General features: G+C 39.0%; 12 protein-coding genes and 1 other annotated feature. Of the genes, 10 read left to right on the top strand and 2 right to left on the bottom strand.

The window, feature by feature from the left end; genetic code table 11:
- The coding region (locus P9Q65_RS09345) for a hypothetical protein (protein WP_304509147.1) at positions 1–214 on the top strand (214 nt) is incomplete at its 5' end.
- A gap of 111 nt (positions 215–325) precedes the next feature.
- A complete protein-coding gene (locus P9Q65_RS09340; protein ID WP_304509146.1) occupies positions 326–622 on the top strand; it encodes a phage holin in 297 nt (98 codons plus the stop codon).
- Between the two features lie 133 nt (positions 623–755).
- On the opposite strand, the gene gpr is transcribed toward P9Q65_RS09340, so the two are convergent.
- Positions 756–1760 carry a GPR endopeptidase gene (gpr, locus tag P9Q65_RS09335; RefSeq protein ID WP_304509145.1) on the bottom strand — a complete coding sequence of 335 codons (1005 nt, stop codon included), beginning with the start codon at positions 1758–1760 and terminating at the stop codon, positions 756–758.
- A 251-nt stretch (positions 1761–2011) separates the two neighbouring features.
- On the opposite strand from gpr, the gene rpsT reads away from it, so the two are divergent.
- The 6 genes from rpsT (at position 2012) to P9Q65_RS09305 (ending at position 6904) form a co-directional block, all read left to right on the top strand.
- Positions 2012–2272, top strand: coding sequence for a 30S ribosomal protein S20 (gene rpsT / locus P9Q65_RS09330; RefSeq protein ID WP_304509144.1), 261 nt, complete (start codon positions 2012–2014; stop codon positions 2270–2272).
- Positions 2273–2500: 228 nt separating this feature from the next.
- Complete coding sequence (locus P9Q65_RS09325) at positions 2501–2911, top strand: C-GCAxxG-C-C family protein (protein WP_304509143.1); 411 nt, start codon at positions 2501–2503, stop codon at positions 2909–2911.
- 311 nt (positions 2912–3222) lie between these two features.
- Positions 3223–4524: a thymidine phosphorylase gene (locus P9Q65_RS09320; RefSeq protein ID WP_304509142.1), complete on the top strand. Its 1302-nt coding sequence runs from the start codon at positions 3223–3225 to the stop codon at positions 4522–4524.
- A gap of 20 nt (positions 4525–4544) precedes the next feature.
- Positions 4545–5723, top strand: coding sequence for a phosphopentomutase (locus P9Q65_RS09315; protein WP_304509141.1), 1179 nt, complete (start codon positions 4545–4547; stop codon positions 5721–5723).
- Positions 5724–5938: 215 nt separating this feature from the next.
- Positions 5939–6196, top strand: coding sequence for a hypothetical protein (locus P9Q65_RS09310; RefSeq protein WP_304509139.1), 258 nt, complete (start codon positions 5939–5941; stop codon positions 6194–6196).
- Positions 6197–6349: 153 nt separating this feature from the next.
- A complete protein-coding gene (locus P9Q65_RS09305; RefSeq protein ID WP_304509138.1) occupies positions 6350–6904 on the top strand; it encodes a GNAT family N-acetyltransferase in 555 nt (184 codons plus the stop codon).
- Positions 6905–7003: 99 nt separating this feature from the next.
- Here P9Q65_RS09305 and P9Q65_RS09300 read toward each other — a convergent pair whose 3' ends face one another.
- Positions 7004–8458, bottom strand: a complete 1455-nt coding sequence (locus tag P9Q65_RS09300; RefSeq protein WP_304509137.1) for a nicotinate phosphoribosyltransferase — start codon at positions 8456–8458, stop codon at positions 7004–7006.
- A gap of 382 nt (positions 8459–8840) precedes the next feature.
- Positions 8841–9083, top strand: a binding site (T-box leader).
- Between the two features lie 182 nt (positions 9084–9265).
- Between P9Q65_RS09300 and ileS the strand changes: the two genes are divergently transcribed.
- The gene (gene ileS, locus P9Q65_RS09295) at positions 9266–12379 is read left to right on the top strand and encodes an isoleucine--tRNA ligase (RefSeq protein ID WP_304509136.1); all 3114 of its coding nucleotides are present in this window, start codon (positions 9266–9268) and stop codon (positions 12377–12379) included.
- 274 nt (positions 12380–12653) lie between these two features.
- Entirely contained in the window at positions 12654–13922 is a 1269-nt protein-coding gene (locus P9Q65_RS09290; RefSeq protein ID WP_304509135.1) for a cytochrome c biogenesis protein/redoxin, read from the top strand.
- Positions 13923–13998: the final 76 nt, after the last annotated feature.

Raw genomic sequence — 13998 nt, 5'->3', positions numbered from 1 at the left:
CTTAGAGGGGATTTTAAAGAAATTTATAAGGATGCCCCTAGAATTAGTGAAAAAAGATACGAAAGATTTCGTAGACTTGGTAGCTGGAACGAAAATAAATAAGGATAGTGCCGCTTTTCATCTTTTGAAAAGCGGTTTTTTATGGAATTTAGAAAGCATCCAAACCCTTTTTATCATTTTTGTTAATACCCTTAGAATAGGTATATGGATTTGAAATTATTTTTTTAAAAGGATCTCAAATTTTAGGAAACCATACTTAGTTTTGCCTATATATTGTAATAAGGGGTTGCTTTATAAATGAGCTAAAAGGAAAAGGGGTGTAAAAGTGAAAATTAATTGGAAGGTTCGTTTAAAAAATCCTTATTTTTGGATTGGCTTATTTGGTGTCATCATGGCGACATTAGGGGTAAAGCCGGAGGATTTTACCAGCTGGTCTTTGGTAATAGAGGAACTAAAGAATGTGGCAGGTAATCCGTTTTTACTAATCAGTGTGATATTGGCTGTGGTAGGGGTAGTGGCTGATCCTACAACAAAAGGCATTTGCGACAGCAGGCAAGCATTAAGCTATACTGAACCTAGGGATGATACAACAAATTGCCATGATTCGGATTTTATGCAATAAAAAATTTATCTGTCTTTTGGGCGGCAGGTCGTTACATGAGAAAGCCTCCTATGGCGTTTATTACCATGGGAGACTTTCGTTGGATATTCAATTCATTGGGTACAGAGGGAAATCATACTCGGAAAAATAGTTTTTAACTGTACTTACTGATATCTTCCATGGTAATTCCCGGATGCAAAGCAATGTTAATGCCGTTGGCAATAATATTAGACAGGCGGTCTATAACTGCATCCACTTCTTTGGGGGTAACAAACATGTTTTCTGTATAAGGGTCTAGAATTTCTGTAATCATGGTATATTTTTCTTCTTCTTCTAAATCTTGCAGCATTTGATAGAAGGACGAGCCTTCCTCTGTTTGGTCTATCATACTTGCTAAAATGCGATCCATGGTATCGTTTACCAATGTGGCGGCATCTACTACAGTAGGTACCCCAATGGCAATCACGGGAATTCCCAAAGTTTCTTTGCTTAACATCATCCTTTTATTACCGACGCCTGCACCGGGAGCAACGCCGGTATCAGACATTTGGATTGTCGCATTAATACGGCTGGAGCGCCTTGCCGCCAGAGCATCAATTGCTATTAATAAGGAAGGATTTATTTTTTCAACCAATCCTTTAATGATTTCCCCTGTCTCAACGCCGGTAAGACCCATGACGCCGGGACTGATGGCGGCAACGGGGCGAACGGTCTTATCGATTTCCTCGGGCAGTGTTCCTTTTAAATGGCGGGTTACCAAAATCCGGGAAATCACTTTTGGTCCTAAGGCATCAGGGGTAATATTCCAGTTTCCAAGGCCTGCCACAAGAATGCATTCGTGTTCTTTGGTTTGGGCCAATTTACGCAATTGTTCCGCTAAAAGTTTAATAATTACTTCATGGCACTCAACGGCATTTTCTTTTAGCTTTTGGGATTCAATGGTGATATATTCTCCCTTTGGTTTTCCCATGGATTGACTGCCCTCATCATTTAGGATGCTTACCTTTGTTAATGTGTAGAAGTCTCCCTCTTCCGTTTCAACTTGAACACCGTTTGGTTCGACTCCAACTTTTTCCTGTTTTTCTTCAATCATTTCTCTGGCTTCAATGGCTAAGTCAGTTCTGATTTGAAACGTAGTTTTTTCATCCTCTTCCTTCATTTTTCTCACCGTCTTTCACGCTTTTGCCTTATTTTTTCCCTCCTTTTGAAATATATTCATTGACTTATTTTCATTCATCGGGTAGAATATATGGTGTTGAATTAACCAAGGGGTTTTTAAATGAGAATTGCCCCAAGCCGTGTCGTAGGAGATCAAGCTCCTGAGGGTGGTTAATGTAGAAGTAATAAAAAGCGATATTCCCCAATATCGAAACCACGGAAAATGAATGATTTTACTAGGAGGAAAACACAGTGGCAAATATTAAATCCGCTAAGAAAAGAATTAAAGTAATTAACAAAAAAACTCTGAGAAATAAGATGATTAAATCTCAGGTTAAAACAGCTATGAAGAAGGTTATCGTAGCAGTAAATGCTGGTGACAAGGAAGTGGCTTCCGTAGCTTTGAAAAGTGCTGTATCCGCAATTGACAGTGCATATATCAAAGGCATCTATCACAAAAATGCTGTAGCTAGAAAAAAATCTTCTTTAACAAAATTGGTTAACAGCTTGTAATTTTTTATGTTACCAAGGGATACCCTGTTTACGTCTGGGTATCCTTTATTTTATTTCCAAATCACACTATTTTATGAAGCAAAAAAATATATTTCAGCTGTAATGTAAATTTAACCTAAGGCGTTAGTCATGTATGAATAACTAGCATTTTAATATTTTGTGTTTGTGCCGCATAATTATGTGATCAGGATATAATTTAGAATGGGTTATGATTTTCGGAGGTGTCTCATGAATAGTAGAATTGAAAAAGTAATGGAAAATCATCATAGGGGGTATAATTGCTCTCAAGCCGTGGCGTGTGCCTATTGTGATTTGTTTGGCGTCGAAGAAAAAGAAGCTTTTCGTGCTGTGGAATGTTTTGGTCGTGGTATGGGAATCATGGGGCCTTGTGGTGCTGTTTCTGCTATGGCATATTTGGTAGGTTTGAAAGTTTCCGATGTGAATTTGGAGAATCCACGCAGCAAGGTTACTTGTTATAACACCTTAAAACCGATGACACAGGCTTTTATTGATAAAAACCAAACTTTGGATTGTAGAACCCTAAAAGGATTGGATTCAGGCGTTATTTTACGCAGTTGTGCAGGCTGTATGCAAGACGCGGCTGAAATTGTGGAATCTTACTTATTAAAGGAAAGTTAATTTAAAGAAAACCAAATAAATCATCCGCCTTGGGTTTGAGAAAAATACCACAGGGCGGTTTTTTCATTTAATGATTTTTTAAAAGACTTGTGGTATAATACATCCATGGTTAATTATGGATTTTTGATGAAGTTTAGGGTTTGATGTACAAAAATTTTTATTCTTTTAAGTAAGCTTTATTATACGATTAGTTGCTTGTTTTATGACTGAGAGACAAGCCATGGTAGTATAATATAAGTTATGATTGTTTTAACTTCCCGCTTATTATGAAATTTTAGAAAATAGAAACATGATTAAGAGGAGGGTTTTTTATGAATATTGTGGATATCATCATAAAAAAAAGAGAAGGAAATAAATTATCCCCTGAGGAAATTGCATATTTTGTAAAGGGTGTGACAGATGGCAGTTTGCCGGATTATCAAATATCAGCTTTTCTTATGGCTGCATTTTTAAAGAAGATGGATGCTGAAGAAACGGCTTCCTTGACTATGGAAATGGCAAAATCAGGAAGTATGTTTGATTTTAGTGAGATAGAGGGTTTTAAAGCCGATAAACACAGCACAGGCGGCGTAGCTGATACTACCACATTAATATTGGCACCTTTGGTTGCCTCAGTGTGTGTTCCTGTCATAAAAATGAGCGGGCGGGGGCTTGGGTTTTCCGGCGGAACCATAGACAAGCTGGAATCTATCCCTGGTTTTCATGTAAATGTCAGCGAAAAGGAAGCAATAGAATTTGCGAAAAACAGCAATATTGTTTTAATGAGCCAAACAGATAACTTGACACCTGCGGATAAAAAGCTGTATGCCCTTCGAGATGTAACAGGTACTGTAGATAGTATCCCTTTGATTGCCGCAAGCATTATGTCTAAAAAAATAGCTGCGGGAGCCGATGGCATCGTTTTGGATGTAAAATGCGGAAGTGGCGCTTTTATGCAAGATTTGGAGTCTGCAGAGACCCTTGCCTCTATCATGGTTGAGATGGGACGTCATGTAGGTAGAAAGGTAACGGCTGTGATTAGCGGCATGGATCAACCTTTGGGCATGAATATCGGGAATAGCTTGGAGGTAATCGAAGCAATTGAAGTTTTAAAGGGCAATGTGGAGGGAGACCTTTTGGAGGTATCTCTTACCTTAGGGGCTCATATGCTTCTTATGGCTCAGCGTGTAGAAAGCGTGGAAAAGGGTAGGTATTTATTGCAGCACCATATCAAAAACGGTATGGGGCTTGAAAAATTTCGTGAGCTTTTGATACAGCAGGGAGGAAACCCTGCAATCATTGACGATTATTCTCTGTTGCCTGTATCACCATGTAAAAAAACAGTTTTTGCCCAAACAGAGGGCTATTTAAATAAAATGAATACAGCATTAATTGGCCGTGCCTCTTTAGAGACCGGGGCAGGCCGAGCTTACAAAGAGCAGCCTTTGGATTTTGGAGCGGGAATTATTATGAAAAAACGCTTAGGTGATTTTGTTAAAGTAGGGGAACCCCTGGCAGAAATATTTGCTTCCACCGATGATAAATGTACAAATGCGGCAAGTTATTTACAACAGGCGATGACAATGAATGAAGAAAAACAGCCATTGCCTCCGTTGATTTTGAAGGTTATCTGAGTTTAGAAAGGATGATGTTTATGAAAAGAGCAATTATTGTTGTTTTGGACAGCGTGGGAATCGGCGAATTGCCTGATGCAAAGGATTTTGGAGATGAAGGCAGCAATACCCTGGTAAATATCAAAAAGGTTCGTCCGAAAACGGATTTAAAAAATATGTGTGCACTGGGCCTTGGAAATATTCAGGGAGAGGAGATTCATCTTTTGGGTAAAACCGATGCACCCCAAGGAGCATTTGGCAAAATGGCAGAAAAATCTATTGGGAAGGATACAACCACAGGACATTGGGAAATGGCGGGTATCATTACGGCAAAGCCTTTTCCTACTTTCACCAAAACAGGTTTTCCCAAAGAAGTCATGGATGCTTTTGAAGAGGCTATTGGGACAAAGTCATTGGGGAATATTGCCGCATCAGGTACTGAAATCATCCAAGTTTTGGGGCCTAAGCATGTGAAGACAGGTTATCCCATTGTGTATACTTCTGCGGATAGTGTGTTCCAGATTGCAGCTCATGAGGATGTAATTCCCGTTGAAAAGCTCTATGAGATGTGTCAAAAAGCAAGAAAAATCTTATCCGGAGACTATGGTGTTGCCCGTGTGATTGCTCGACCATTTATTGGGGAAGAGGGCAATTATACAAGAACAAAAAATAGAAGAGATTTTTCCTTGCCACCAACGGGACCTACAATTCTTGATTTGGCAAAAGAAAAAGGGTTAAACGTTACGGCAATCGGTAAAATCGAAGATATTTTTGAGCATAGAGGGATAACCCGTGCCGACCATACAACAAATAATAATGATGGGATTGAAAAGACTATTTTTTATACCAAAGAAGAGTTTGAAGGAATCCTCTTTACAAATTTAGTGGATACGGATATGATTTATGGTCATCGTAATGATGTTGAGGGTTATGCCGCTGCGTTGGAATATTTTGATCAGAAGCTTCCGGAAATCATGGTGCAGATGAAAGAAGAGGATATACTCTTTATTACTGCGGATCATGGTTGTGACCCCACAACCCCCAGTACAGATCACTCCAGAGAATATGTTCCGCTGTTGGTTTACGGCAAAAATGTGAAAGCCGGCGTAGACTTAGGTGTGCGCAAAACCTTTGCAGATTTGGGACAGACGATTTCTGATTATTTGGGCTTAAATGCAAAGTTTGAGGCGGAAAGCTTCTTGGATGAAATTTTAAAATAAATGAAAATATGGTTTTTAAAAGCGGTAATCACCAAACAATGTGACTATCGCTTTTTTGAGGGTTTGTTTTATCTTAATCATGACCCAAAAAGGTTGTTAGGGGGGCGTTATGAAGAAAAAAGGCAAAGGATGATCTTGACCTTAGGTTACAATTGCTTTTTTGTCTAACAATCGTTCTTATTATAGCCAATGGTAGCAAGCACTTAGAGGTATATTTGAACGATTTTGCGGTAACGGATAATATGAAAACCATTGAGTTGGATGTGGACGAGGCAAATAGATTTGGACATATTCGTACCCTAAAGGCAAAACAGGAGGAGGATAGTTTATATATAACCTTCTATTCAACATATGTCGACAATGCTCTTAATGCAAACAAAATGTTCTCTATCAACGTTGAGAGCGACTGTGATAAGATTTTATTTCTATCGAAGGGGAAAGGAAAAATGGGAATTGGTTTTGCAAAAAGATAATACCGGTGCATGGGAAAGAGTGGAATAAAAATGGTTGTTTATTTGTTGCAAATCCATTGAAAAAAACTTTCTAAATCATTCTTTTTATAGAAATTGAGTGATTTTTTTTACTAGGTAGTGTACAATAAAAGAAACCATGAAAGGATGGAAACTATGGACAAAAAAATCTCTCTTCGCCTTGCAACTGTGGCAGATGCAAAACAGCTTTTGGCTATTTATGCTCCCTACGTCACCGATACAACAGTTACTTTTGAATATGAAGTTCCAACGGTAGAAGAATTTACTTACCGTATTTCCAATACGCTGCAAAAATTTCCTTATTATGTGGCCTTGGCAGACGGAGAAATTGTGGGCTATACTTATGCTTCGGCCTTTCGTATGCGTGCTGCCTATAATTGGGTGGTAGAAACAACAGTATATATCAGACAGGATTTTCGTGGCTATGGTATAGGGTCTATGCTTTATTCAGTTCTAGAGGAAACATTAAAAAACCAAGGAATATTGACGATGATTGCGTGTATTGCCTTTCCCAATCCTCCGAGCATTGCTTTCCATGAGACTGTAGGTTTTCATAAAGTTGGTCATTTTTCCAACAGTGGTTATAAGCTTGGACAGTGGGTTGATGTTGTTTGGATGGAAAAACATATTGGACTGCATCATGAAAATCCGTCTTTGGTAATTCCATTTTCCAAAATGGAAGAGTCATAACAGATGTTTTATTACGAGGAGGGGTGGTTTCTCTTTGTAATTTATATTTGTTCCACAAAAAAAAGTCCTAGCCCAATGAAGGGGAGGACTTTTTGTTATCTAGCTAAAACTCAGTTCATCAATTAAGCGATTCTTTAATTGAGTTAATTTATCTGATAAATCAACGGGTACAATATGTGGATTTTTCAAACGCAAATGCTCGTCCCAAAGGGAGTTTTTCTCGCTGTTGCAGAATTCTTGGATTTCCATGGTCTTTGGTGATTCATATACCAGTTCGCCATTAATAAAGATAGGAACCAAAAGTTCTTTTACAAAGTAAGTGCCGGCAGCTAAATGCATTTTCCGCCATTTTGCATTATTGTCACAAAGTGTAAAGCATTGATTTTCGTCAATGGTTTCATCATTTAAAGCAATTAAATCTGCTTTGATTTTTTTTGTCTTTTTATCATAAATACGAAAAACCTTTTTAATGCCGGGGTTTGTTACTTTTTCCGGGTTATTGGATAGTTTAATTTTAGGAATAAACGCTCCGTTTTCGTCTTCTTCGGATGCAAGCTTATACACGCCGCCGAAAGCAGGGCAATCATCACTGGTAATCAATTTTGTTCCCACACCCCAAAGATTGATTTTAGCACCTTGGGATTTTAAGCTGGCAATCAGGTTTTCATCCAAATCACTGGAGGCACTGATTGTTGCGTCGCCAAATCCTGCTTCTTCCAGCATAATTTTTGCGCACTTGGAAAGATATGCCAAGTCACCGCTGTCTAAACGGATGCCATACTTTCCTGTCAGTTTTCCCGCTGCCTTCATTTCCTGAAATACTTTAATTGCATTGGGAACACCGCTTTCCAAAGTATTGTAGGTGTCCACCAATAACAAGCAGTTTTCGGGGAATAATCTTGCATATTCTCTAAATGCTGTTATTTCGTTGGAGAAGCTCATAACCCAGCTATGTGCATGGGTTCCCTTTACGGGAACATCAAACAGCTTACCTGTTAATACGTTGCTTGTACCACAACAACCGCCAATTACCGCTGCTCTTGCGCCTAAAGTTCCGGCGTCAGGGCCTTGGGCTCGTCTTAGACCAAATTCCATAACAGGATCACCCTGGGCTGCCCATACAACACGAGAAGCTTTTGTTGCAATCAAACTTTGATGATTTATAATGTTCAAAAGTGCCGTTTCCAGTAATTGTGCCTCAATAATAGGGGCGGTTACCCTTAATAATGGTTCTTGAGGGAAGACAACTGTTCCTTCCGGAATAGCATAAATTTCTCCGGTAAACCGAAAATCTTTTAAAAACTCGATAAAGTCTTCCGTAAACATATTTAAACTTTTTAAATATTCAATATCATCTTTGGTAAACCGCAATTCGTTGACGTATTCAATGGCCTGTTCCAATCCTGCGGTAACTGCATAACCATTTCCGCTGGGGTTTTTTCTGTAAAAAAGATCAAATACTACTTTCTTTTTGTAGGCACCTGCCGTGAAATAGCCCTGCATCATTGTCAGTTCATACAGGTCAGTTAACAGTGCCAATTTTCGTCCTTTCATCTTTGACTATCTCCTTTATTTTTATCCTAAAAACAGGAACTTTTAACGAAACAATTTTATTATACACAATTTAAAATAATAAAGCAAATATTTCCACAATTCTTGTTTTTTTATGAATTTACTAGATATGTTTCATTCTGGCTTTTTTTGGGGGGTTTCATTCTAAAAACAAAGAAAAAATATTCACGATTTATGAACTGAATATCATGTTTTTAAAAAATATTCTTAAAGTATGCTGCTAGATTGCTTTTTGTCCAAGTTTTGGTTCAAAAATTGTATACTGTGACCTTGTATACAACATACTTGAAAAAAACAGAGAAAAAACTGCAAAAAACTCTTTACATCTTTTTATGCAGAATGTATAATGCTAACGTATAAAGAGGAAAACACAATGAAGGAGACAGTATATATTTTCATTATGACTGCAGAGAGATGGGGCTTGGTGAAATCCCGTTATCATAGAAAATATGGAAAATCACTCCGGAGTGGCAGACCAAACGGCATTTTGCCCAGTAGACTCTGCCGTTAGCCCGCGTTAAGGGTCGGCGTCATTATAGTGATGCTTAGAGTGGATGGCAATTTTGCTATCAAATCAGGTGGTACCGCGAGCCCTTTCGTCCTGTGTTGGATGAAAGGGCCTTTTTTCATACAAAAGATAAAGAATTTATAACGGTTTTCCTAAATTTGTATGGAAAGTGAATGGAGCTTTTAAAACTTGTTATAATTTAAAGGTATCCGTGTGACTGTCTAGGGATCACATTCATATTGAAAATTAGTGATTATAAATAAAAACAAGGAGGAATTCATATGTACGACAAAGTGCCCACCAATTTAAACTTCGTCGAAAGAGAAGTTCAAGTAGAAAAATTTTGGAAAGACAATGATATTTTTGGCAAGAGTATCAAAGCAAGAGAAGGTGCTCCCGTTTTTACATTTTACGACGGCCCTCCAACTGCAAATGGTAAGCCCCATATCGGTCATATCATCACAAGAGCTGTAAAAGACCTGATCCCTCGTTATAAAACCATGAAGGGGTATAAGGTTTTGAGAAAAGCCGGATGGGATACCCATGGTCTGCCTGTTGAATTGGAAGTAGAAAAGGTTTTGGGCTTGGATGGTAAACCGCAAATTGAAGAATATGGTGTAGAGCCTTTTATCGCAAAGTGCAAGGAAAGCGTTTGGACATATGAGAAGGAATGGCGCTCCATGAGTGACCGTGTTGGTTTCTGGGCGGACATGGATCATCCTTATGTAACCTATCATAATGAATATATCGAATCCGAATGGTGGGCATTAAAGAAAATCTGGGATAAAGGCCTCCTTTATAAAGGCCATAAGGTTGTTCCTTACTGCCCTAGATGTGGAACTGCTCTTTCCTCCCATGAGGTAGCTCAGGGCTATAAAGATGTAAAGGAAACATCAGCTATCGCGAAATTTAAGGTAGAAGGCAAGGAGAATGAATATTTCTTGGCTTGGACAACAACCCCCTGGACATTGCCCTCTAACGTTGCATTGACAGTAAATGCAAAGGAAACCTACGCAAGAGTAAAGTATCAGGACTATATCGCAATTATGGCAGAAGCCCTTTTGGATACTGTTTTGGGTGAAGGCAATTATGAAGTTTTGGAGACCATGAAAGGTCAGGCATTGGAATATATGCGCTATGAGCCTTTATTCAGCTTTTTGGAAAATGATCCTAAGGCATTTATCGTAACTTGCGATCCTTATGTAACTTTAACAGACGGTACCGGTGTTGTTCACTCAGCAGGCGCTTTCGGTGAGGACGATGCCCGTGTTTGCCAGAAATATGGAGTACCCCTTCGTCAGTATGTAGATAATCAGGGTAACATGACTGCAGAAACAGGTCCTTTTGCAGGTCTGTTTGTGAAGGATGCAGATGCGAAAGTAATTGAGCAAATGGAAAAAGATGGTTCCTTGTTTGCCGCTGTTCCTTTTGAACATAATTATCCTTTCTGCTGGAGATGTGATACACCACTCATCTACTATGCTAGAAGTACATGGTTTATCAAAATGACAGCATTAAAAGACCAATTGGTGGCAAACAACCGTACAATCAATTGGTATCCGGATAATATCAAAGAAGGCCGTTTCGGCAACTTCTTGGAAAACGTAATCGACTGGGGTCTGTCCCGTGAACGTTACTGGGGGACACCGTTGCCTATCTGGGAGTGTGAATGTGGTCATAGACATACCATCGGCAGCATTGCGGAATTGAAGGAAATGTCTCCCGATTGCCCGGAAAATATCGAACTGCATAAACCGTTTATTGATGCAGTGCACATCACCTGTCCCGAATGCGGCAAGCTGATGACCCGTGTTTCTGAAGTAATTGACTGTTGGTTTGATAGTGGTGCAATGCCTTTTGCCCAGTGGCATTATCCCTTTGAAAATAAAGAGGTTTTCGAGGAAAACTTCCCTGCTGATTTTATTAGCGAGGCTGTTGACCAAACCCGTGGCTGGTTCTATACCTTGCTGGCGGTAAGTACATTGCTTTTTGACTGCGCATCTTTCAAAAACTGTATCGTACTTGGTCATGTTCAGGATAAAAATGGTCAAAAAATGAGCAAGCACAAAGGGAATGTTGTTAATCCTTGGGATGCTTTGAATAAGCAGGGTGCTGACGCTGTTCGTTGGTACTTTTATGCAAATAGTGCACCTTGGTTGCCAAGCCGTTATTATGATGAGGCAGTAAGTGAAATGCAGAGAAAATTTATGGGTACCCTTTGGAACACCTATGCATTCTATATTCTCTACGCAAATATTGATGAATTTAATCCTGCAAATTATCAGCTTGAATATGACAAGCTTCCTCCTATGGACAAGTGGATTTTGTCTAAATTGCAGACTTTGAATAAATTTGTTGACGAATGCTTGGACGGTTATAAGCTGACAGAGCCGGCAAGAGCGATGGCAGAATTCGTAGATAATCTCTCCAATTGGTATGTAAGAAGAAGCCGAGAGCGTTTCTGGGCAGAAGGTATGGAACAGGATAAAATCAATGCTTACATGACCCTTTACACTGTGCTGGAAACCATGTGTAAGCTTGCTGCACCTTTTACACCTTTTATTACCGAGGAAATTTATAGTAACCTTGTAAGAAAAGCAGATTCTACTGCTCCGGAAAGTGTTCATCTTTGCAACTGGCCTGAATATCACAGTGAATGGGTTGACGCTGAATTGGAAGCAAATATGGATTCTGTATTAAAGGTTGTTGTAGAAGGCCGTGCTGCCAGAAATGCGGCGAACATGAAAAACCGTCAGCCTCTGGCTATGATGTATGTGAAGGCTGAAAAAGCTTTACCTGAGCTTTACCGCAATATCATTACCGAAGAGTTAAATGTAAAAGAATTGACATTTACTGATAATGTTGAAGGGTTTACAGCATATACCTTCAAGCCTCAGTTAAGAACTTTGGGTAAGAAATATGGTAAGCTTGTGCCTGCAATCGGCGTGGCTTTGAAAGAAGTAGACGGCGTATCTTTTATGGATACACTGCGTGCAGACGGAAAGGCTACCCTTTTGATTGAAGGGGAAGAGGTTGTTCTGGAGATGGATGATGTTTTGGTAGACACTTCCGAAAAAGATGGCTTTGTTTCCAGCGGTGACAATAATTTGACGGTTGTTTTGGATACGAACTTAACACCTGAATTGGTAGAAGAAGGCTTTGTTCGTGAAGTTGTAAGTAAGGTTCAAACAATGCGTAAGGAAGCAAACTTTAACGTAACAGACCGTATTCGTGTGTTCCATAGCGGAAATGAGAAAATTGCTGAAATCCTGAAAAACAATGATATTTCTTCTGATGTTTTAGCGGAAGAAATTGTAGGAGGAGAAGGCGGCGAACTTTCAAAAGAATGGAATATTAACGGAGAAACTGTAACGTTGGGGGTAAGTAGAGTCTAAAATTTTAATTTATGATGAAAGATGTTTTGTTAGAGGTATCCACGTTTTGTGGATACCTCTTTTTTTGCTATCAATTTTCCAAGGAACTTTTTATTTGTTTAGCAAAGGAAAACAAATAAAATAGGGACAGCATAGGAATCCCTTCAAATGGGTATTTATGTATTAAGATATGAATGCATCCTTAAAATAACAAAAGGGTGATTAAATCACTTTACAAAGAATTCTATGTGGGTTATATTAAGTTATCATAAACTAATTAGAAAGGAGCTGCCTTATGGGTTTTTCCGCAGAAACAAGCATTCCCATTCTTACAGTATTTTTACAAGGAATGATTAGCTTTTTTTCTCCTTGTATTTTGCCCTTGGTTCCCCTTTATATCAGTTATTTATCAGGAGGTACAAAATCGGTTTCCACTGATGGAACAATTGAGTATCCAAGAAGACAGGTTATGGTAAATACTATTTTCTTTGCGATAGGCATAAGTTTTGCCTTTTTTGCCTTGGGTTTTGGAGTGACATCTTTTGGTCAATTTTTTAATAATAACCGCTTAATGTTTGCGAAAATCAGCGGCATTATTATGGTGTTTTTCGGGCTTTATCAATTTGGTGTTTTCGGACATTCGGATACATTCGAAAAGGAGCATCGCCTCTCTTTACGTCTTGATCAGTGGGCAATGGGTCCTTTTCCTGCTTTGCTTTTGGGGTTCACTTTTAGCTTTGCTTGGACGCCCTGCGTGGGACCGGTTTTAGGCAGTGTTTTACTTATGGCTGGGTCAACAGGCTCCTCCGGAGCAGGTTTTGCCCTTATTGGTGTCTTTACCCTTGGGTTTGTTTTACCCTTTTTAGTGGTGGGATTATTTACGCGTAGTGTTCTAAGCTTTTTCAAGAAATATCAATCTGTCGTGCGTTATACTGTAAAAATTGGTGCAGTATTAATGATTATTATGGGTATTATGACTTTTACCGGTAAGATGAATGGATTTACAAACTATTTGTCCCGTAGTGATAATACAGTAGCTGTTGAGGAAAATCAGCCTACGGAACCTGCACCAGAAGAACCTGCACCACAAGAACCTGAGGTCATACCAGCACCCGACTTTGAACTGACAGATCAGTTTGGGAATAGCCACACCCTTTCGGAATATAAAGGTAAAACGGTTTTTCTAAATTTCTGGGCAACTTGGTGCCCACCTTGCCGGGGGGAAATGCCTCATATTCAGGAAATTTATCAGGAATATGGTTTAAATAAGGAAGATGTTATTATACTTGGTGTAGCAGCGCCTAATCTCGGAAGAGAGGGTAACAAAGATGAAGTGATTGAATTTCTGGAGGAGAATAACTATACCTTCCCTGTTGTTATGGACGAAAATCATGATATTTTCCAACAATATGGTATCAGTGCTTTTCCTACCACGTTTATGATTGATGAGAATGGAGCAATCTATGGCTATGTAGTGAGTGCCCTTGATAAGGAAACAATGAAAAGCATTATTGAGGAAACAAGAGATAGCTTACAAACTCAGACCGAAATGGATGTAGAATAAAATTTATTTTTATGGGAGCCAACATTAGAATGAAGATGTTCGGGTTCGTTTACGAACTAACTTTTATCGAAAAATA

The organism is Anaerotignum sp. (assembly GCF_030625865.1).
Classification (GTDB): domain Bacteria; phylum Bacillota; class Clostridia; order Lachnospirales; family Anaerotignaceae; genus Chakrabartyella.
This window is presented reverse-complemented; position numbering and strand designations above follow the sequence as displayed.

Bases quoted from the DNA above. Each gene is read 5' to 3' on its own strand.
- gpr (WP_304509145.1), bottom strand. From the start codon at position 1,760: ATGAAGGAAGAGGATGAAAAAACTACGTTTCAAATCAGAACTGACTTA.
- P9Q65_RS09325 (WP_304509143.1), top strand. From the start codon at position 2,501: ATGAATAGTAGAATTGAAAAAGTAATGGAAAATCATCATAGGGGGTAT.
- P9Q65_RS09320 (WP_304509142.1), top strand. From the start codon at position 3,223: ATGAATATTGTGGATATCATCATAAAAAAAAGAGAAGGAAATAAATTA.
- P9Q65_RS09315 (WP_304509141.1), top strand. From the start codon at position 4,545: ATGAAAAGAGCAATTATTGTTGTTTTGGACAGCGTGGGAATCGGCGAA.
- P9Q65_RS09305 (WP_304509138.1), top strand. From the start codon at position 6,350: ATGGACAAAAAAATCTCTCTTCGCCTTGCAACTGTGGCAGATGCAAAA.
- P9Q65_RS09300 (WP_304509137.1), bottom strand. From the start codon at position 8,458: ATGAAAGGACGAAAATTGGCACTGTTAACTGACCTGTATGAACTGACA.
- ileS (WP_304509136.1), top strand. From the start codon at position 9,266: ATGTACGACAAAGTGCCCACCAATTTAAACTTCGTCGAAAGAGAAGTT.
- P9Q65_RS09290 (WP_304509135.1), top strand. From the start codon at position 12,654: ATGGGTTTTTCCGCAGAAACAAGCATTCCCATTCTTACAGTATTTTTA.